Below are 18,546 nucleotides of genomic sequence, written 5' to 3'. Positions count from 1 at the left end.
TCACCTCTCGTTAATATATCATCTTCTCAAAGATTTGACCTGCGAAATAAAAGCATCTATCTTGGCTTCAACAGAAGGCGTGAATGGATTGCCATCAACTTCAAGGGCTATAAATGGATATCTTTTTTCTCTCTTTTCTAAAGCGTTCTTGATTATAGCTTCAGCAATCCTGCTTGGCATGCAGCCAAACGGTCCTATAGCAACGACTCCTTCGTAATGTTTTCCAATCTCTGTGAGTGCTGAGCCAATTGTGAGGATCGCTTCTCCGGTCAGAGCAGGATCAAGATGCAAAGAAGCATTCGCCATTATTTCATTTATATTCAACATTCTTGTATCGCACAAACCCGCAGCTTCGAAAATATGTTTTACTCTTTTTTCAAAGTATCTCTTAACAGCTATTTCTAAAGCCTTTTTTATTCTTTGCCAGAAAGGAGCATCTTTACTTGTCAATTTTTTCATAAATATATAATCAGTATAATATATCCATTCATGTATTGGGGATACTTGCATAACCACGCCATATGACGCAAACAAATCTTCCAGTTTTTTTCTGCTGAATTCATCCCACCGGACATATATTTCCCCGGTTAACAGAACCTTTGGCGCATTTTTGTATTTTTCTGATAGATTCATTTCGATCAGATCAGTAGATATATTTTTTAATGTTTTAAATATTCCTGATATATCTTGACTTCTTAACGATTTAACAATTTCACTCTTGTGAGTTTGTACGAGTTTTGATGCAAATTCTCTATCGGGATGAAGTGCTAAGATAGTTTTTTCAATATTTGAGTACAGATCAGATATAAGTATAGAAATCCACGCCCTGATAGTGAAGTTTATCCCAAGACCTCCGTATGCATTTTCAGAGTTCAGAGATAGTAATGCAACATCTGAGATTTTGTTTTGCCTGAGCCATAATTTCATGTAAACGTTGTATTGCCCGAATCTACACGGCCCAGATGTCTGTGGCATAAAATACAGAGTTATCTCATTTTCTGGACGGATAGATATATATCTTATCAAACTACCAAGTGTGAGGTGCAGAGGCAGGCATTCTTTCGAAAGAGAATTCCCCCGGCCAAGCTTATATTCAATTTCTCCCATTTCTGGACAAACATGTGTACGCACACCAAAGTGTTCAAAGGATGCCACTAAACAGGATGCGCCAAACGCTCCCATTGTTGGAAATACAAGTCTTACCCTTCTATCTGTCCATGGAATTACCATGTCATCTTTTTTTATAAAAACACCTGCTTTATCCACCTTCACCTCCATGAAGCTGTTAATTGCAGGTTTCTCAACTTTCGTTTTTCTATGTTTTATCACATCAAAAAAAGCCTCCAGACGTGTTTCGATGCCTGCATCAGCTGTATGGCTGTCAAGCTCAAGAATTAAAGCCGGCTTGCCTTTCATTATTTCTTTAAAATAGGATATTACAAAAGAATCTGGCCCGCAGCTAAAATTGGTTATATAAACAGGGTAAAGATCTGGCATATTTTTGACATATCTTGCTGCTTTTAATATCATTTCTCCCCATGCCCAGTACATGTTTTCATAACCACTCTTATCTTCAAATGGCAACATATCAAAACTCGAAACAGGATAACCATAACTTGCTATCTTTTTTGGAATTCCGAGATTGGCATAACTCAGAAAGGCATTATAAGATCTCCCAAAAATTACTATTCCCGTTCCAAACTCTCTGACTTTTTTGAGAAATTCAACACCAAATTCCTTCAATTTCTCTCCAAAATTTTTTTGGGCTTGCATACCTGCTGAATATGCTCTCTCAACATCACGCAATTTAAAACCAGCTTTTTCAAGCATTTTATACAAAGATTTGATAACACTGTCAGGTTTCTCTGTGAAATCTATCCTGCAGCTTAAAATGTTCACATTCTCCAATTCACTTATGTCTGCCTTAAGCCAATCATATTCACTTTGGACAAATGGACAAAAGACACCTTTACTGCTCGAATGGTCAATTTTTATGGCTCTAATTTTTGGAATAAAAATATAATCAGGTTTTTTTCTGAGCAATGAAATCAAAAAGCCATGGGATTGTTCGACAGGAAAACAAAACTCTGCTCCCATGATATCTTTGGCATGTTCATCAGGTTCATCAGGTAAAACAATCTCAAATCCCATGTGAGCAAAAAAAGCCGAAAAGAATGGAAACAAGCTATTCATAGCAAATGAACGGCTCAATCCTATTCTTTTTTGCGCATTTTCAACACGAGGAATCGAATAAAGAAGGTTTTCTCTTTTTTTGACAAAATCAAGTGTATCATCGGTTACTCTATTTTCCCTGATATTTTCATATAAATTGCACGAGCCACCAAAAGGTACCCGCTTACCATCAATTTCTATCACACTGATATTGCATTTTCTATCACATCCACTTTTGCCGCCTTTACAAACAAACGGTTTCAAATACTTCACTTGGCGATCTGCGAGTTCTTTGAGATCATACAGATTTTTTTTGAGGATACCTTTTTGTAAATTTTCAATTGTTATCAGAGCCACGCCGTAAGCTCCCATCAACCCCGGATAAGGAGGTACAACAACTCTTTTACCGGTGAGTGCCGCAAAAGCTATGGGCACAGCTTTGTTGTAGCATGTTCCTCCCTGCGCAAAAAGTTTGTTGCCAACAGGTCTGTTTCCTTTTACCCTATTCATATAGTTCATACATATTGAATAGACTAAGCCAGCACATATATCCTCAGAAGAAATACCATCCTGAATGGCTGTCTTGATATCACTGTTAATAAATGCTGCACACTGATCGCTGAAATTGGGAGGGTTTTTCCCTCTCAAAGCTCTGTCGGCTATATCTGTGTAATTTATTCCCAGAGCTTCCCGCGCGGCTTCTTCCAGAAAAGAACCTGTTCCCGCAGAACAAGCTTCGTTCATTGCATAATCATAAGGAACGCCTTCATTTAAATATGTATATTTTGCATCCTGACCCCCTATTTCGAAAATAGTATCAACTTCTGGGTCAAAATATGCCGCGGCTTTGGCATGAGCCATGATTTCGTTGTAAACCGCTTCTGTTCGCACGTGCAATCCCACAACTTTTCTTCCTGAGCCGGTTACGCCAACTGCAACTATTTTTACAGGTAGATGCTGTGATAATATCTCCCTGTAACAGTTTTTTGAAGCATTTACCGGGTCACCAAGTGTTCTGAGGTAACTACTGGCAAGAATTTTTTTATCACTGATCCTTACAACAACTGCTTTCGTGGTTGTTGAACCCACATCAACTCCTAGAACGCATTCGTCATCAATTTGTGGAATCCCCATGTCCATCGACTTGAATTCTACCAGCTCAACAAATTGAGAAAGAGGTGGATGACGAGGAAATTCTGAAGAACGTTTAAAATCAAATAACCGGCTTTTACCAATTCTGGGTGGATTTTCCATAGATACCCATATATATGCGCCATACGCTTCAAAGTAGGTGGCTTCCTCCGGTACAGTGAATTCAATTTGGTTTTCAAGATGCCTTAACATAAGTGGATTTTTTGTGGTTCCACCAACAATTAAAACTTTATCAACTTTCGCCGCTCTGGCGAGTTGAAGAATCTTATCGGCCATAACCTTGCCAAGTCCATTCAGTATCATTTCTTTTGGTATACCTTTATTCAAAGCATGAGTACAATCACTTTTGCAGAAAACAGTGCACCTCGATGAGAGTTTGTATAAACCATCATACGTGAATGAATTTATACTCCCAAGGTCTATTCCCATTCTCTTTATTTGCTGTAAGAAAAACTCCCCTGTTCCAGAAGCACATTTGCTCCCGGTATAAATACCCGCTATTTTTCCATCGCTACCAAGTTTGTACAGGACAAAATTTTCGCCACCAGCAGTTACTATGGCCTGATATTCACCATATTTTCGTTTTAGACTGGAATATGCAAGCTCGCAGGCTTCCGACTCTGGCAAAGAAGGAACCTTGAACTTTCTTCTAAGTTTTCGACCAGTAAAAGCAATCTGAATAGAATCTGGAAAATCTCTGAGCAAATTCGAAAGTACTGAAAAGGGATCTCCGTTGTGCTGGACCCATATCGGCAGCATCTCATCACAATAAAGTGAAATGCTGCTTGAACCCAAACACAAACCTATTTTCACACACTTTCACCTTCTCCAAGGAAACTCATTGTTTTAACAAACTCTGCCAGCTCTTCAGCAACACTTTTTACAGACGATTCATCTTTTCCCTCTACCATAACTCTGATTAACCGTTCTGTTCCAGAAGGTCTCACAATAATTCTATAGCCATCATTTTGAAATTGATCTATCTTTTCTTTTAATTTTGGGTGCTCTGCAACAGATTTATCTGTAACATCAACATTAATCATATGCTGTGGATAATCAATAACCATCGATTCCAGATAACACGGATCCTTCCCGGATAAAACCATCACTCTTAAAAACTCTATGGCTGTTATCAATCCATCACCTGTCGTTGAGCGATCCAGAAAAATGATGTGCCCTGATCTTTCACCACCCAAATTGGCTTCAAGTGATATCATCTGTTCCAAAACATATCTGTCTCCAACCTTTGTTCGAATCAATTTTATACCACGCTGGCTCAGAAAAATTTCTAAGCCAAGGTTACTCATTACAGTTGCGACAACTATGTCATTTTTGAGCCTCGATTCTTGCTTCATCCAATCAGCCAGAACACCCATCGTTTTGTCGCCGTGTATTTCTTTACCATTTCTGGTCAAAAAAATGCACCTATCAGCATCCCCATCATGAAGAATACCGAGATCAAAATCATTGATATTCTCTTTAAGAAAAGAAGGGTAAAGAGAGCCACAACCCTGATTTATATTTCTTCCGTCCGGCTGATCTGCAAAACACGAAACTTTTACTCCAAGTTTGTTCAAAACAATTGGCGTTGTTCTGTAAGCTGCACCATTTGCAGCATCAACTGCCACCTTTAAACCGGAAAAATCGATGTCTTTAAACATATCGTAAATTGCGTTCACATATATATCCAGAGCTTCGGCAAAGTTCATTACTTTTCCACATCTGGTTTTATTCAGTTCTTTTTCATTTTCAAAATCTCGTTCTATTTCAATTTCTTCTTCATCTGAAAGCTTGTAACCACTCTTTAAGAGCTTTATACCATTGTAAAAGTAAGGATTGTGTGATGCTGAAATTACCACACCAAAACAGCCTTCAACTCTTGTCACCAGAGCAGCCGCTGGTGTTGGAAGTATCCCGCCACGCAAAACCACCACATCGTTTTTCAAAAGTCCTTCACAAATTGCTTCTTCTATTGCCATTCCCGATTCGCGTGTGTCCCTCACAATGAGAAATTTACCGCCACGGTATTTCTTGCCAAGAATAAATCCAAGTTTGTAAGCCATGCTTTCTGTTAAATCAACCTGATACACTCCCCTGATTCCATCGGTTCCGAAAAGCTTCCTCATTATTCCACCTCCATGAGTTTTTCGATTTCTTTTGCTCTGTCCAGATTCCCCGTTTTTGTATACAGTTTTATCAGAAGCCTTAGACCTTTTTGAGCGTATATGGAATCTTTAAAATCCAGAAGTCTTTCAAGTGTAATTTCTGCTTCCTGATATTTTTCAGCGTTTATCATAGAAAGCCCAAGATAATACAAAATTTCAGTGTAAAGTGGATTACTAATTTCAACATTTCCAAGCGATTCTTTGAAATAATCTATAGCTACTTCATAATCACCGGATACGCATTTTTTCAATCCCTCTATGTAAAATTCACTGTAATTCCTTTTTAAGGACTTCAGATATGTCAGATTTTGCAAATTGTTCTGCTCAATATAATGAAAAAAATCCTCATAATAACCATTTGTGTATAGTTCATATGCTCTGATCATTTTTTGATACTCTGCCAAAGAAGATTCCATCGCGCGGTTATTCAAAAACGCTATGACGAACAATATAGCGAAAATAGACATCAAAACCAGAAAAAACTTCTCTCTATTCATATCTTCACCAGCTTTTTGATTACACTGACAATATCGGGGTAATCCAATCTTTGTGGAATTATTGCTGAAACAACTACATCATCTGAATATTCGATGTTTTTAACCCTCCCACTCAAACTTTGAATCGATCTGATCAAATCACTCACTTTGGCGTAATCACAACGAAAGATATGCTCATACATCAAAACCAGTGCAACCGTTCCTGCATCTTTCAAAGCCTGATAAGCTGCCTCGGAATAAGCATCTATCAATCCTCTTACACCAAGTTTTACACCACCAAAATATCGAGCCACCACACAACAAGTATTCATCATGTTATTTTTCTTCAGAGTATTCAAAATGGGTAATCCTGCTGTCCCACTTGGCTCGCCACCATCTGAAGAGAATTCAATCACATCTGTTTCGTAAAGCCTGTATGCCCAGCATACATGGGTTGCATCAATGTATTTTTGCTTATAATATTTTATTTTTTCTCTAATACTCTCATTATTAGAGACTTCGAAAATATGAGAATAAAATAGCGAACGTTTCACATTTAATTTGAATGAACCCTCTTTTGCCACTGTATAAAAACCATTCACCAGATTTCCACCTCTAACTGCAGCTGAATACCACAATGTTCCTTAACACGGTGCCTGATTATCTCGATCAATTTCAATACATCAGACGATCTGGCTTCCCCGAGATTCACTATAAATCCCGCGTGTTTTGTAGATATTTGTGCATCTCCAACGCGCAGCCCTTTTAGCCCGATTTCTTCTATCACCCGGGCAACATAGAAATCTTCACCCGGTTTTTTAAAAACACTGCCTGCGCTTGGCATGTCCAGAGGCTGAGATTCCATCCTTCTGGTCATAATTTCTTCCATAGCATTATTTATTTCATTCATATCGGCCTTTTTCAATTTAAAAGCGGCTTTGAGTATCATCCATCGTGTTCTCTGGAAAATACTCTTTCTATAACTGAACTCGAGCTGCGATCTGTCTAAGGTCATAACTTTTTCACCATCATAAACTTCAACCCATGCCACAACATCACAAATCTGACCACCATAAGCTCCTGCATTCATATATATTGCTCCACCAACGGAGCCCGGTATACCATAAGCAAATTCCAGTCCTGAAAGACTGTTATGAGATGCCTTTTTGCAAACCGAAAACAATGACGCTCCTGACTCGCATACAATCAATTCATCGTCAACAAAACATTTATTTAAATTGACTGTGCTTATTACAACATCGACACCACTATCCGGAGCCAGGATATTCGTGCCCCTTCCAAGGATTTTCGCATCCGGGAAATGGCTCAGAGCACAAATCAGCCCCTCGATTGAGTTTGGAACAACGAACAGACGGGCAGGACCACCTATTTTAAAACTTGTATGATATTTTAGAGGTTCGTCAAGTTTTATTTCGCAAAAATCTCTTTCCATCAGGATAATTATACTCTTTTGTTGTCTATCATATTTATATAGCAGGTGTTTTCAGAAATATCAATCTATAAGGTCACGAATTTTTCAACCTCATCTGTTATGATTCCATCAACCATATTTACAAACCTTACGCATTTGTCCGGATCATTAACTGTATAAATGTAAATATCTACCTTTTTCGATTTTATAGCCGTGCAAATAGATTCGAAGTATTGTGGGTAATCAACAAGCTGAACAGGAAGATGAATCGAGTAAGGCTTTTCTTCAAGCAGCGAGTGAATCAAACCAATTGGATCATTTCGAAGTTCTTCTCCAACAAGAAAACCAAATTTGAAATCCGGATAATGTTTGATGAGAAAAGATATCAGATCATGATCAAAAGAGGAAACAATTGTGTTTTGAGGCGAGAACAACTTTCTCACGGCCTGCAGAGCGCTCTCAGCTGGCGTACGTTCTTTCAACTCAACGTTCAAAATTTTTCCAGGTGGTATTATTGAAAGCACTTCTTCGAACGATGGAATCTTTTCACCTTCGCGATTATACTCTCTGAGTTCTCTAAGGTTAAGATCGGAAATTTTTACGTTTATTCCACAGAATCTCTCGAGATTATCATCGTGAACAACCACAATCTGATTGTCTCTGGTCGACCTCAGATCAAGCTCCACTCCATCTGCCCCAAATTCAAAAGCTTTTTTAAATGCTGTCAGTGTATTCTCAAAAAACTTTGCCGAATAACCCCTGTGCGCCAATATTACCATCCCTCGCTACCTCCTAATTTTGCGAACCAGTTCATGGCATAATTTGCAAAATCTTCCGCATTTGAGGATGACTCCACGATAAACATCCACACATCTTTCCACCAGACTACTATATACTTTCCGTCTTTCTTTGAGCTGTATAACCCACTGTTTAACAGATCAAAGTAGGTACGTGAACTCCATATTCCAATTTCCTTAACGATTTTCTTCCAGTACACTTTTGGTGAGTCGTCATAAAATTTGAATCCGTAGAAAAGGTAATTCTTTCCATCGTGAACATAGCTTGCAACCACGCCCTTTGCCTCAACGGGGCCATATCCATCCACTTCCTCAACAAAAACAAGCAAATACGAATCTTGCAAAGATTTCACAGCAGAACTTATCGAATAAACTCTTGGTGGAACGTAAATTGGCCTGATCATACAGCTTGAGAAAAAGAACAAAACAAGCAGCACAATCAAAGTCTTTTTCAAATCAGCGCCTCCCTTAGAAAATAGTTTCTTTTCAGGAGTTCTTTAACTTTACCCCATTCCATATGTCCAGGCAAAACCAATAAATCCGGATCAACTTTTTTAAAAATATTCAAAAGCATTTTTATACTCTCTACCATCTTTTTTTCATCAGATTCCGGGAAATCTGTTCTGCCTATACTATCCATAAAAATTGTATCACCAGTGAAAAACATCCCATCTGTTGAAAGGACTACGGAACCCTTCGTATGCCCGGGAGTTCTTATAACATCAAAATGCCATTTACCTATTGTCAGAGTATCCTGAAATATATCAAAAGATCCATCGTAAACGAAAGAGTTTCCAAAAAAGCGTGATTTATTGACTGATGGATCACCAAGACCTTGAAGATCTTCCTCAGAAACATAAACTTTCGTAACTTTTATTTCATTCAAGCCACATATGTGGTCATAATGGCTGTGGGTTAACAAAACCACACACTCTTCTTTTAAATGATGCCCTATCCCAAAACCTGGATCTATAACAATCACTGGAGAATTTTTCAAGATATATGTGTTTGTTCCTATAGGGCCTGTTGAAACAAGAGATACAATTTCGTTTATTTCATGAATCATGATATCTACCTCCTGTATAATCTGATTAGTATGATCAGGCATCTTACCCTTTGTTTATTAATAATAGCACGTTTGATTGTAGCTATAGAGGTTATTTTTACACCTATGTCTGCTATCGACATAGTGAGTATTCTTGAAAGAGCCGAATACAGTATTTCGATATGCACATTTTCAATTGATGAGCCGTCTATAATAAAATCACTTGAAGGAGCAGTAAAAAGAGGAGTGGATGTCAAAGTTATTTCAGAAACACCATTATATGCGAGTAACATACCATTGAAAATCGATGCTGAGAGTTCGTTATTTCATCTGAAGGTGATTCTGGTTGATCAGAAGATTTCAATAATAGGATCAGCGAATTTTACTTCTCATAGTATACAGAGATCTTTTAATGATATTCTGATAATCAACGATCCAAATATGGGGGCAAAATTTCAGAATTTTTTTGATGATCTCTGGAACGGATTTTTTGGGAAAATACGATTGAGATCTGATGATCTTTATGCAACAACAACCAATATTGAGGAAACAGTTTTGTGTGAACTTTCAAAAGCCAAGAAAAGCGTCGATGTGGCCATGTATGCCCTGACTCATCCGTCAGTGTGGGCAACGTTGAAGATACTCTCAAGCAAAAAAATTCGTGTAAGATTATTAGTCGATGAATGGTTCCTTAATAACTCAAATTTATGCAAACTGCCATTCACAGCCATACAAACGAGAGTTATAAGAGATATGACATTGCATAGCAAATTATTTATAATCGACGGCAAAACTGTTCTAACAGGCTCTGCGAACGCAACAAAAAGCGGGTATTCAAGAAACGCCGAGATGCTGATAGTTTTGAAGAACAGGAATGTTCTGAAAAAATATATGGAGTACTTTGAGACTATTTGGGAGAGAGGTGAACCGTTCTGAAAATCTTCATATTTGATCTGGATGGAACGATTTTGATGGACTCACATGATATCCATCCGAAAAATCTTGAAGCCATCAGATTACTTCTGGAAAGAGGAAAAGAAATTGTTTTTGCCAGTGGCCGAATGCTCCCGTCTATCACAAAATTATTGCGCCGTTATTTTGACAGGGAATTTTCTTTAATAGCTTACAATGGATCTGTTGTTTGGATCGAAAACAAAGGTAAGATCCTTGATATAAGGATCAACCCAGAAACGGCCGAGGAAGTTGTTAAAGTGCTTAGAATATTGAAAATCCACAGGCAGGCATATATAAATGATAAACTCGTAGTCGAGGAAGAAAATGACTTTGCGAAAGCTTACAGTGATCATTCACAAATTGAGCTAACAGTAGTACCAGATCTGGCAGAAGCAGTGAGAAAAAATGCCCCCACGAAAATACTGGCAATCGACAGCCCGGAAAGATTGGAGCCTGTTATACCAAAATTGAGAGAAAGTTTTCCCAATCTTTCAATCTTCAAATCGTTTGAAAATTATCTTGATTTTGTTCCATTTGAGATTAACAAAGGAAGAGCTCTTCAGATACTGGCAAGAGAAAAAAACTGGAACTTATACGAAGCTGCCGCATTTGGAGACAATGACAACGATATACCCTTGTTGATGTCTGTTAAAGTAAAAGTGGCTGTCAACAATGCAACCAGATCACTTAAGGAGGTTGCTGATTTTGTTACTGAGGATAACACAAAAGGTGGTCCTGGTACTTTTATCATTGATATGTTTGAGCGAGGCATTTGGAATTGATATTTGCACACAGCTCAAATATGTTCACGCTGATTGTTTACTAAATGTACCTCTTCAGGTTCTTTTGAAAGACATCTCACTTTTAAGTATGGGGTGCAATCAGAATCTTGATATAGCCAGAGATGTGGGGTATTTTGCCGGGATGGTTGCACGTTCATACGGTTTTAATTATGTTGCTTTCGGTACACTTGACACACTTGATGAGCTCGATCCCAATCCAGTTGATAGAATTTCCCGTTCTCCATATATTACCGCACAGGTTATCACATACCTTGCTGAAGGCTTTGTAAACAGCGGCGTTATTCCAGTGGTGAATGCTACAGGAAATATAGATGCAGAAGTTGTAAGGGCCTTAGTGAATCGAAAAGCAATTTATCCATCCCTTGTGGAAAGTGAAAATAAGATTCAAAAACTGATAGATCTGGGTTATGAAACAGTTTTCGTCTTGGTTGATGGCTCTGTAAAAGGAAAATTGCCGAATCTAAGAATAGATACCAAGGTAAATCTTTCAGAAATTGAGCAAATAAGAAAAAAAGTCCTTGAGGGTGCTATTGTTCTTTTAAGCAGATCAGAAGAAATTATCAATGTGAACCAGCCTTTCTCAAAAACAGGTGTTCTGGTCTTTTCAAATGAAGAATGGCTTCTTGAACAAGCAAAAGAGGTGATTCGCGGCTCAAGAATTCCTACTGGAAGGGCCCCTTAACAAACATATAGTCAACACGGAAACCCCATCTTGAGATTCAAAACCAAGCCCGTTAGCACTTTTGAATTTTACACTGATTCTCTGTTCAGGTATATTCATAATCTTCGACAAATTTTTAATCATATCGTCTCTGTAATCAGAAAGTCTGATTCTACCACAGGTAACAATCGTATCTATATTCACAACTTCCCAGCCCTGATCCCTTATCATGTCAATAATTTTTTCAAGCAAGAAAATACTCGAAGCGTCTTTCCACTCATCAGTTTCTGGAAAATACTGGCCAATATCCCCCAAGCATACTGCTCCAAGCAAAGAATCTATCAATGAATGGCATAGAGCATCACCATCTGAGTGACCTAAAAGGCCCACAGATGAGTTTATCTCCACACCTGCAAGAATCAATTTTCTTCCTTCAACAAAAGGATGTCTGTCCGTACCTATGCCAACACGAAGGTCATTCATCCGGCATCCTCTCCATCTCGTAAAACGAGGCTGTTTTCGGTTCGAACATGAGAACCACGGTGCCTATCGGGCCATTTCGCTGTTTACCGATGATTATTTCTGCCTCATGAGGCTCATGTATTCGATCGCTCTTCTTGTAATATTCATCTCTATATATAAAGAGCACCGTATCTGCGTCTTGCTCTATTGCGCCAGATTCACGTAAATCACTCAAACGAGGCCTTTTGTCTTCTCGGGATTCAACGGCACGAGAGAGCTGCGAAAGTGCGATTACAACCACATTCAGCTCCCTTGCAAGCAACTTTAAGGATCGCGAAATCTCAGATATTTCCTGCTGTCTGCTTTCAGACGAACCTCCTCGTACATGCATTAATTGCAGATAATCAACAAAAATTGCATCAACATTGTATTCTCTTTTCATTCTTCTGGCTTTTGCACGGAGTGTTCTTGGGTCCAGCGATGGTTCATCATCAACTATCAAATTGGCTTTGTATAATCTCGATGCTCCTATCGTGAGTCTTTCCCATTCGTCGTTGGTAAGAAAACCCGTCCTGAGTTTGTGTAAATCCACACTGGATTCGGTGCAAAGCAATCTCTGAGCAAGTTGTTCTTTCGACATTTCCAAACTGAATACACCTATTGATAAATTGAATTTCACAGCCATATTTCGTGCAATAGTCAACGCGAAGGCCGTCTTTCCGACTGATGGTCGCGCCGCAACAATTACAAGGTCCGATTTGTGGAAACCTGTAGTCTGCCTATCAAGAGACTTCAACCCTGTTGGAAGTCCACTTACCACTGCTCCAGGTTCCAGAACATTCGAACTCCTTGTTCGTAGCTCTTCGAGATTCTCAAAAACTTGATGCATAATCGCTCCAATATGGTTGTAGGTCTTTGTTGCACGAGATTCAGCTATTTCGAAAACCACCCTTTCTGCTTCGTCAAGAATTTCATCCACTTCCCTTTCCTCGTAAGAAGATTCAACAATACTCCTGCCAGCTTCTATTAAGCTTCTGAGAATTGATTTGTCCCTGATTATCCTGGCATAATGCATGGCATGAGCTGATGTTGGAACGGATTCCGCAAGTTTTGCGATATCCAGATCACTTCCGACAAATTTCATCTGGCCGTTTTTCTTCAGCTCCTCGCACACAGATAATATATCTATTGGATCTCCTCTTTCGTACAATCTTTCCATGACTGCGAAAACGACTTGATGCTTCTTTGAGTAAAAATCTTCACTTTTCAATATTTCCATCACATCGTTAACAACACTGGGATCAATCAAAATGCTTCCCAACAAGGCTTCTTCTGCTTCAAGATTGTGTGGGGGAACTAAATTCATAATCACCAACCTCCAATTAAAATCTAACACAAAAAACGGGGCATTTGTTCGCCCCGTTGGTGGAGCCGATGGGACTTGAACCCACGGCTTCTACCTTGCGAAGGTAGCGCTCTCCCGACTGAGCTACGGCCCCAGCAGAATAGATTATAAAACCTTCACTGCCAAATTTCAACTTTCTTTTATCAATCCACGCAAAATCAGCAGTTGTAACGACTCTGCTATCGGAGGGTCGGATGTTGAATCACTCATTGCTTCTGCAATCAACTTTGCCGCTGCTTTGGGGTCTATATCCGGATGTATCAATTCGTTCTCTTTTCCCTCTTCGATCAACTTTGCAACTCTTTCCACAAAAACATTATATCTGTCTCTTAACCTCGACCATGTTTCTCCACTGTTCGCAGCATTAAGTACAGCAGGTTTTTCTCTTTCTATGACTCTTGAGAGAATTTTTCTGCTCGTCACAAAATCCACATAGGCTTTGAGAAAGCGCTTTATTTTCTTAATATAATAATTTTCTCCTTCTATTTCCTTAAAAATGTGTTTTTCAAGTTCTTCAAGCGCATTATTCCATACTTCTTCAAAAAGAGTCTCCTTGCTGGAAAAATAATAGTATATGAGCGCTTTTTTTACTCCGGCACGATGCGCTATTTCCTCGACACTAACGCCATCAAAACCCCTTTCTGAAAATGCGGCCCTGGCAGCTTGAAGAATCTTTTCACGAGCATCGGACATTTTTTCACTCCCTGCCATGAAGTGAGGAGCAACTCCTCACTTCATTTTTTTATCAACAGCAAGGGCTTCTTCTTTATTTGCATAGCGTTTCATGCGTGTCTCGTAGTTGTATATTCCTCGATTAACGGGATATCTGTCTATATAGCCTTGTTCATACCATAATTTATCGGCGTAAACTTTCCATTCATCAGCTAATTTGTCAATTTCTTCTGCTAACTCTTCTACTACTCTTTCTGATCCTTCATGCTGGGGTATTGCATTGAAATGTTTTACCATAGCTCTGTAAACTTTCGGGTTATCTATGATTGGGCATGGTCTGAAGAGGTTGTTTGAATAAGGAACCATACGCTTATAAGATTCAAAGAATGGGGATTTCAAAATTTCGAGCACCGACTTTTCTCTGATGCTATCTACTGCATATTGCTGGAAAACGCACGGTTCGACATAACCTTTTGCATTTACATGGAAGTATTTTGAACCTGCTGCAAGACATCCATGTGTCAAAAATCCATGGTTCCAGAAATCAGCAACAAATGCAAATTTTCCACCAAGCCTGACTTCATCAGTTTTAAAGAACCTCTCGTATCTCTGTTGTGGTGTTGGAACAAGATCCATCGATGCATTAATTCCAACAGGCATATATTGGAAGACCCATGCATAAACAACCTGCTGCTCTTCCAAAAATTTCCAGAATTCATCCTTCATAAGGGTATCGTGATTCATTCTTGTTGCAGTTATAGATGCTCCAAAAGGTACCCCATGTCTTCTCAACCTATCCCAGGTTTCCATAATGCTCTTAAAGACGCCTCTACCTCTTCTCCAATCTGTATCGAGCTCAAAACCTTCCACAGATATTGCCGGTGTAGCATTCCCAAGCTTCGAAAGTTTCTCTGCGATCTCCTCCGTGATAAGAGTGCCATTGGTGTAGATCAGGAAGTAATTATCGTTGAATTCCTCCAGGATATCCATTAAATATGGCCAGTAAAAAGGTTCTCCGCCGGTGATAACCCAAAAATAGATTCCAAGTTCATTGGCTTGCTGTATAACTTTGCTAACCTCTTCTTTTGTCAGTTCGTATTTTCTGCCGTAAAGACCCGCATAACACCCCACACAGTTCAAATTGCAAGCATAAGTGGGGCTTATAACACCAAGTTTCGGCAAAACAACTCTGTGGTCATGCATTTTCTGCTGTCTGACTGGTTCTCCTATTGCGAATTCATTGATGATCAAATTGTTTATGATCTTCTCAACACATTTTGGACTTGATCTTCTGAATACGTTAACCCAGCTGGTAATCATCGGATGTTTTTCCTTAGCCATGATTGCAAGTTTTTTCAGACCACTCTTAGATGGTTCCTTGGTAAATGCGCTGAGTGTTGAAAATAACTTGTACAATCCTTCTTCATCGGTGTTTTTTAAGACCATTGAAACAAGCTTGCCAGCCTGTCTATAAATCAATCCTTTAACTCCTCCCACAACCGCCATAGTTTTACCTCCTTTTTACTGACTGGTCAGTCAAATTATGGAGCAAGAAAATTACTTTTTGATTATCTGTAAATTACTTTTTGATTTCGAAAGTAATTTAGTTTTTCCACCACGAGCTTTGTAGCACGCGTGTCATCTTCGTTATATTCAAGGAGAATATCGAGATATTCCTGATCACGTGTAGAAAGCCATAATTGATAATATCTCGAAGCTCTTAGACCATCGAGATTTGTGCGCCATTGATAACCCAAAAAGCGTGCTACACTTTTCAGTGAGTATGTGAAAAGAGGAAGAGCAATATGTTTCACTAAAATTTGATAGACATCGACAAATCTTGTCTTTATCTTTCTATATACAGTCCCCAAATCACTCCATCTGTTCACAAGAGAGGAAAATCGAGAAGGTTCATATGGACAATAATGATATATGGGACCACTTGTTCTATCAAGAAAATCGAGGAGTTCTCCAAAAACTCTGTATTCATCTTCTATTGACTCACAGAGATAGGGAATATATTTATCGTCAACAAGCACACCAAATAAGTAATCAAAATCTTTCAGTGGGTGTGACTCTATATCAAGAAAAACACCTTCTTCCAACCTGTCATACTGGGATATGACCAGAACCTTATCTTCAAGTAAGGCGGTCACCTTTTTCCTGAGTTTTTCAACAGTATCTATAGAGATATAATCTATATCTTTCGATAAAATATCCGGAAGATCTGTCACACCTTGTTCAATCAATTTCATCTTCAATTTGCTGTTCAAACCGTGTATCGCTAACAAACTCCCTTCTTTAACAAGTATTTTTGTACATTCAAGAACGTGTCTGCAGGTTTTGCACTGAGAAACAGGTTTTGGCACGGGAGGATCGTCCATCTGTGAATAAACAATGTTTTCTATAACACTAAAAAGATGAGGGATGCCTTCTTTCCAGTCTATACTTGCTCTAAAATAAGGCGATTCAACAATAACCTGAGAAATTATATATCCGTTGCTTGAAAAAACATATCCGTGAAAAGCTGCTTCCAGCAAATACTTCTTCTTAAATCTTTTGGCAGTTTTTTTCATTAAAATCTTCCACATCTCTCCATGGGGAACTATCGCGTCGGGTGATGAGATGAGGGTATTCCCGAAAAGATCGGCGGAGATTACAGGTTTTTCGATAGAAAATTTTAGTTTCATCAATTCTCTTGTTTTCTGTTCGTCTGGTATACGTTCATAATTTCTGGATGTTTTTTCTATGCAATACCTCCTTGGGCAGACGAGAAACTGTTCAATGTCATCAAACCAGATATTTTCATTCATAACTTCTCCACCATTCATTCATAACAACTCTGGTTTTCTCTAAAACAAATGATCTGATCCTTTCAAATTGATCCTGAACAAAACTATCGCCCGAAACTTTATCAATCAATGGTACTGTTGATTCAAACAATTCTTCGTTTTTTGGTGATGTCTTGAGAGGCCTTCTAAGTTGCAGAGCTCTAGTAGCACACATTAGCTCTATAGAGACAAGCGAGATTATATTTTCATATATTCTCATCAATTTTAGACAAGCATTCATTCCCATGCTGACATGATCTTCCTGATAACCACTTGTTGGAATCGTATCCACCGATGCTGAATGAGACAAAATTTTATTTTCATTGCAAAGGGCCGCTGCTGTGTATTGCCATATCATGTAGCCAGAATTTGTTCCCTCGTCCCCGATAACCAAAAAGGGAGGCAAATTCGCATTAACTTTCGGGTTCACCATTCTATCTATCTGTCTTTCCACCATATTGCCGAAATCTGACAGAGATATAGCAAGAAAATCAGCTGATAGAGCCAGAGGTTCACCATGAAAATTCCCCTGAGACAGTATTTTTTCACCAAAAACCAGCGGATTATCTGTAGCTGAATTCAGTTCGATCTCGACAATCTTTTTTACATATTCTAAGCAGTCCAGGACAGCTCCATAGACCTGTGGGATGCATCTGAGAGAATAAGCATCTTGAACCTGTGAACAATTTCTGTGAGACTCCCTGATTTGACTACCTTCAAACAGTTCTTTCATCAATTTGGCAACGATTTTCTGACCTCTGTGTGGCCTTGAAATCCATACGATATCCTCGTACGCATCAGGAGAAGCCATCAATACATCTGCAACCAAAGCAGCCACACGCACAGCAAGATAAATCAAATTGGCTACATCATTCACCACAATCGAAAGAATAGCTGCCATTGCTTGAGTCCCATTTACAAGACTCAGACCTTCTTTTTCTGAAAGAATAAGAGGATCTATATTTTTTTCGAGCAGAACTTCCTTAGCTGGGACTTTAACTCCGTTTTTGAGAATATATCCTTCGCCAATTAGAGGCAGAGCAATATGGGCAAGTGGAGCAAGATCTCCACTTGAACCAACTGATCCTTTTGATGGGACATATGGAGTTACTCCTTTGTTCAAAAACTCGCAGAGTTTTTTGACTATCACAGGTCTGACTCCGGAAAAACCAAGAGAGAGAATGTGCCCTTATCAGCATCATCGCCCTGACTATTTCTTCACTCAATGGTTCGCCTACACCGCATGCATGAGAAAGCAAGATATTTTTCTGTATTTGCAACAGATCATCTTTTGGTATCTTAACATTGGCAAAGGCCCCAAAACCTGTATTCACACCATAGATAGCTCGTTCCTCTTTCAATATCTGTTCTACCACTTCGCGACTTTTTTGCATCTTCACTATAGATTCAGGAGAAAGTTCTACTTTTTCACAATATCTGGCAACTTTAACAACATCAGAAACTGTTAATCGAGAACCACCAATTTCTATCATCATGTTCGCCTCCAATCATAGTATAT

At 38.9% G+C, this 18,546-nt stretch carries 16 protein-coding genes, 1 tRNA gene and 1 pseudogene; 3 read left to right on the top strand and 15 right to left on the bottom strand.

Translation table 11 applies throughout. The annotated features are described in order from the left end of the window. Positions 1–18 precede the first annotated feature (18 nt). From TEL01S_RS02695 to TEL01S_RS02660, 8 genes are all read right to left on the bottom strand, one after another. Entirely contained in the window at positions 19–4,137 is a 4,119-nt protein-coding gene (locus tag TEL01S_RS02695; protein ID WP_028843392.1) for an acyl-CoA dehydratase activase, read from the bottom strand. Continuing rightward, a complete protein-coding gene (locus TEL01S_RS02690; protein WP_012002590.1) occupies positions 4,134–5,450 on the bottom strand; it encodes a phosphoglucosamine mutase in 1,317 nt (438 codons plus the stop codon). Before TEL01S_RS02690 ends, TEL01S_RS02695 begins: the two co-directional genes overlap by 4 nt. After that, a complete protein-coding gene (locus TEL01S_RS10670; RefSeq protein ID WP_012002589.1) occupies positions 5,450–5,986 on the bottom strand; it encodes a tetratricopeptide repeat protein in 537 nt (178 codons plus the stop codon). The genes TEL01S_RS02690 and TEL01S_RS10670 overlap by 1 nt, the downstream gene beginning before the upstream one ends. Then, the gene (locus tag TEL01S_RS02680) at positions 5,983–6,567 is read right to left on the bottom strand and encodes an IMPACT family protein (protein WP_012002588.1); all 585 of its coding nucleotides are present in this window, start codon (positions 6,565–6,567) and stop codon (positions 5,983–5,985) included. The genes TEL01S_RS10670 and TEL01S_RS02680 overlap by 4 nt, the downstream gene beginning before the upstream one ends. Further along, a complete protein-coding gene (murB, locus tag TEL01S_RS02675; RefSeq protein WP_028843393.1) occupies positions 6,564–7,418 on the bottom strand; it encodes a UDP-N-acetylmuramate dehydrogenase in 855 nt (284 codons plus the stop codon). Before murB ends, TEL01S_RS02680 begins: the two co-directional genes overlap by 4 nt. Positions 7,419–7,483: 65 nt before the next feature. Continuing rightward, positions 7,484–8,176 (bottom strand): glycerophosphodiester phosphodiesterase family protein, encoded by a 693-nt coding sequence (locus TEL01S_RS02670; RefSeq protein WP_028843394.1) that lies wholly within the window; start codon positions 8,174–8,176, stop codon positions 7,484–7,486. Further along, complete coding sequence (locus tag TEL01S_RS02665) at positions 8,170–8,649, bottom strand: DUF3242 domain-containing protein (protein ID WP_028843395.1); 480 nt, start codon at positions 8,647–8,649, stop codon at positions 8,170–8,172. Before TEL01S_RS02665 ends, TEL01S_RS02670 begins: the two co-directional genes overlap by 7 nt. Then, entirely contained in the window at positions 8,646–9,260 is a 615-nt protein-coding gene (locus tag TEL01S_RS02660; protein WP_012002584.1) for an MBL fold metallo-hydrolase, read from the bottom strand. The genes TEL01S_RS02665 and TEL01S_RS02660 overlap by 4 nt, the downstream gene beginning before the upstream one ends. 72 nt (positions 9,261–9,332) lie before the next feature. On the opposite strand from TEL01S_RS02660, the gene TEL01S_RS02655 reads away from it, so the two are divergent. The 3 genes from TEL01S_RS02655 to TEL01S_RS02645 are packed head-to-tail and all read left to right on the top strand — an operon-like array spanning position 9,333 to position 11,678. Next, complete coding sequence (locus tag TEL01S_RS02655; protein ID WP_161632315.1) at positions 9,333–10,175, top strand: phospholipase D-like domain-containing protein; 843 nt, start codon at positions 9,333–9,335, stop codon at positions 10,173–10,175. Next, the gene (locus tag TEL01S_RS02650) at positions 10,172–10,975 is read left to right on the top strand and encodes a Cof-type HAD-IIB family hydrolase (RefSeq protein ID WP_012002582.1); all 804 of its coding nucleotides are present in this window, start codon (positions 10,172–10,174) and stop codon (positions 10,973–10,975) included. Before TEL01S_RS02655 ends, TEL01S_RS02650 begins: the two co-directional genes overlap by 4 nt. Next, complete coding sequence (locus tag TEL01S_RS02645; RefSeq protein ID WP_228369031.1) at positions 10,899–11,678, top strand: hypothetical protein; 780 nt, start codon at positions 10,899–10,901, stop codon at positions 11,676–11,678. Before TEL01S_RS02650 ends, TEL01S_RS02645 begins: the two co-directional genes overlap by 77 nt. Here the strand turns inward: TEL01S_RS02645 and ispF are convergent. The 7 genes and pseudogenes from ispF to hutH form a co-directional block, all read right to left on the bottom strand. Continuing rightward, positions 11,649–12,140 (bottom strand): 2-C-methyl-D-erythritol 2,4-cyclodiphosphate synthase, encoded by a 492-nt coding sequence (gene ispF, locus TEL01S_RS02640; RefSeq protein WP_012002580.1) that lies wholly within the window; start codon positions 12,138–12,140, stop codon positions 11,649–11,651. The genes TEL01S_RS02645 and ispF overlap by 30 nt on opposite strands. Next, on the bottom strand, positions 12,133–13,485 hold the full coding sequence (gene dnaB, locus TEL01S_RS02635) for a replicative DNA helicase (RefSeq protein WP_012002579.1): 1,353 nt from the start codon (positions 13,483–13,485) through the stop codon (positions 12,133–12,135). Before dnaB ends, ispF begins: the two co-directional genes overlap by 8 nt. Before the next feature lie 57 nt (positions 13,486–13,542). Further along, positions 13,543–13,618: transfer RNA gene (locus TEL01S_RS02630), tRNA-Ala, on the bottom strand. A 35-nt stretch (positions 13,619–13,653) separates the two neighbouring features. Further along, positions 13,654–14,217 carry a TetR/AcrR family transcriptional regulator gene (locus TEL01S_RS02625; RefSeq protein WP_012002578.1) on the bottom strand — a complete coding sequence of 188 codons (564 nt, stop codon included), beginning with the start codon at positions 14,215–14,217 and terminating at the stop codon, positions 13,654–13,656. 36 nt (positions 14,218–14,253) lie between these two features. After that, complete coding sequence (locus TEL01S_RS02620) at positions 14,254–15,702, bottom strand: radical SAM protein (protein WP_012002577.1); 1,449 nt, start codon at positions 15,700–15,702, stop codon at positions 14,254–14,256. A gap of 62 nt (positions 15,703–15,764) precedes the next feature. After that, positions 15,765–17,027 (bottom strand): TM0106 family RecB-like putative nuclease, encoded by a 1,263-nt coding sequence (locus TEL01S_RS02615; protein ID WP_081430059.1) that lies wholly within the window; start codon positions 17,025–17,027, stop codon positions 15,765–15,767. Then, positions 17,002–18,520, bottom strand: a pseudogene (hutH, locus tag TEL01S_RS02610) (histidine ammonia-lyase). Before hutH ends, TEL01S_RS02615 begins: the two are co-directional and overlap by 26 nt. Positions 18,521–18,546 lie beyond the last annotated feature (26 nt).

This window comes from Pseudothermotoga elfii DSM 9442 = NBRC 107921, assembly GCF_000504085.1.
GTDB classification, from domain to species: Bacteria; Thermotogota; Thermotogae; order Thermotogales; family DSM-5069; genus Pseudothermotoga_B; species Pseudothermotoga_B elfii.
This window is presented reverse-complemented; position numbering and strand designations above follow the sequence as displayed.

Bases quoted from the DNA above. Each gene is read 5' to 3' on its own strand.
- TEL01S_RS02690 (WP_012002590.1), bottom strand. From the start codon at position 5,450: ATGAGGAAGCTTTTCGGAACCGATGGAATCAGGGGAGTGTATCAGGTT.
- TEL01S_RS10670 (WP_012002589.1), bottom strand. From the start codon at position 5,986: ATGAATAGAGAGAAGTTTTTTCTGGTTTTGATGTCTATTTTCGCTATA.
- murB (WP_028843393.1), bottom strand. From the start codon at position 7,418: ATGGAAAGAGATTTTTGCGAAATAAAACTTGACGAACCTCTAAAATAT.
- TEL01S_RS02670 (WP_028843394.1), bottom strand. From the start codon at position 8,176: ATGGTAATATTGGCGCACAGGGGTTATTCGGCAAAGTTTTTTGAGAAT.
- TEL01S_RS02660 (WP_012002584.1), bottom strand. From the start codon at position 9,260: ATGATTCATGAAATAAACGAAATTGTATCTCTTGTTTCAACAGGCCCT.
- ispF (WP_012002580.1), bottom strand. From the start codon at position 12,140: ATGAATGACCTTCGTGTTGGCATAGGTACGGACAGACATCCTTTTGTT.
- dnaB (WP_012002579.1), bottom strand. From the start codon at position 13,485: ATGAATTTAGTTCCCCCACACAATCTTGAAGCAGAAGAAGCCTTGTTG.
- TEL01S_RS02625 (WP_012002578.1), bottom strand. From the start codon at position 14,217: ATGTCCGATGCTCGTGAAAAGATTCTTCAAGCTGCCAGGGCCGCATTT.
- TEL01S_RS02620 (WP_012002577.1), bottom strand. From the start codon at position 15,702: ATGGCGGTTGTGGGAGGAGTTAAAGGATTGATTTATAGACAGGCTGGC.
- TEL01S_RS02615 (WP_081430059.1), bottom strand. From the start codon at position 17,027: ATGAATGGTGGAGAAGTTATGAATGAAAATATCTGGTTTGATGACATT.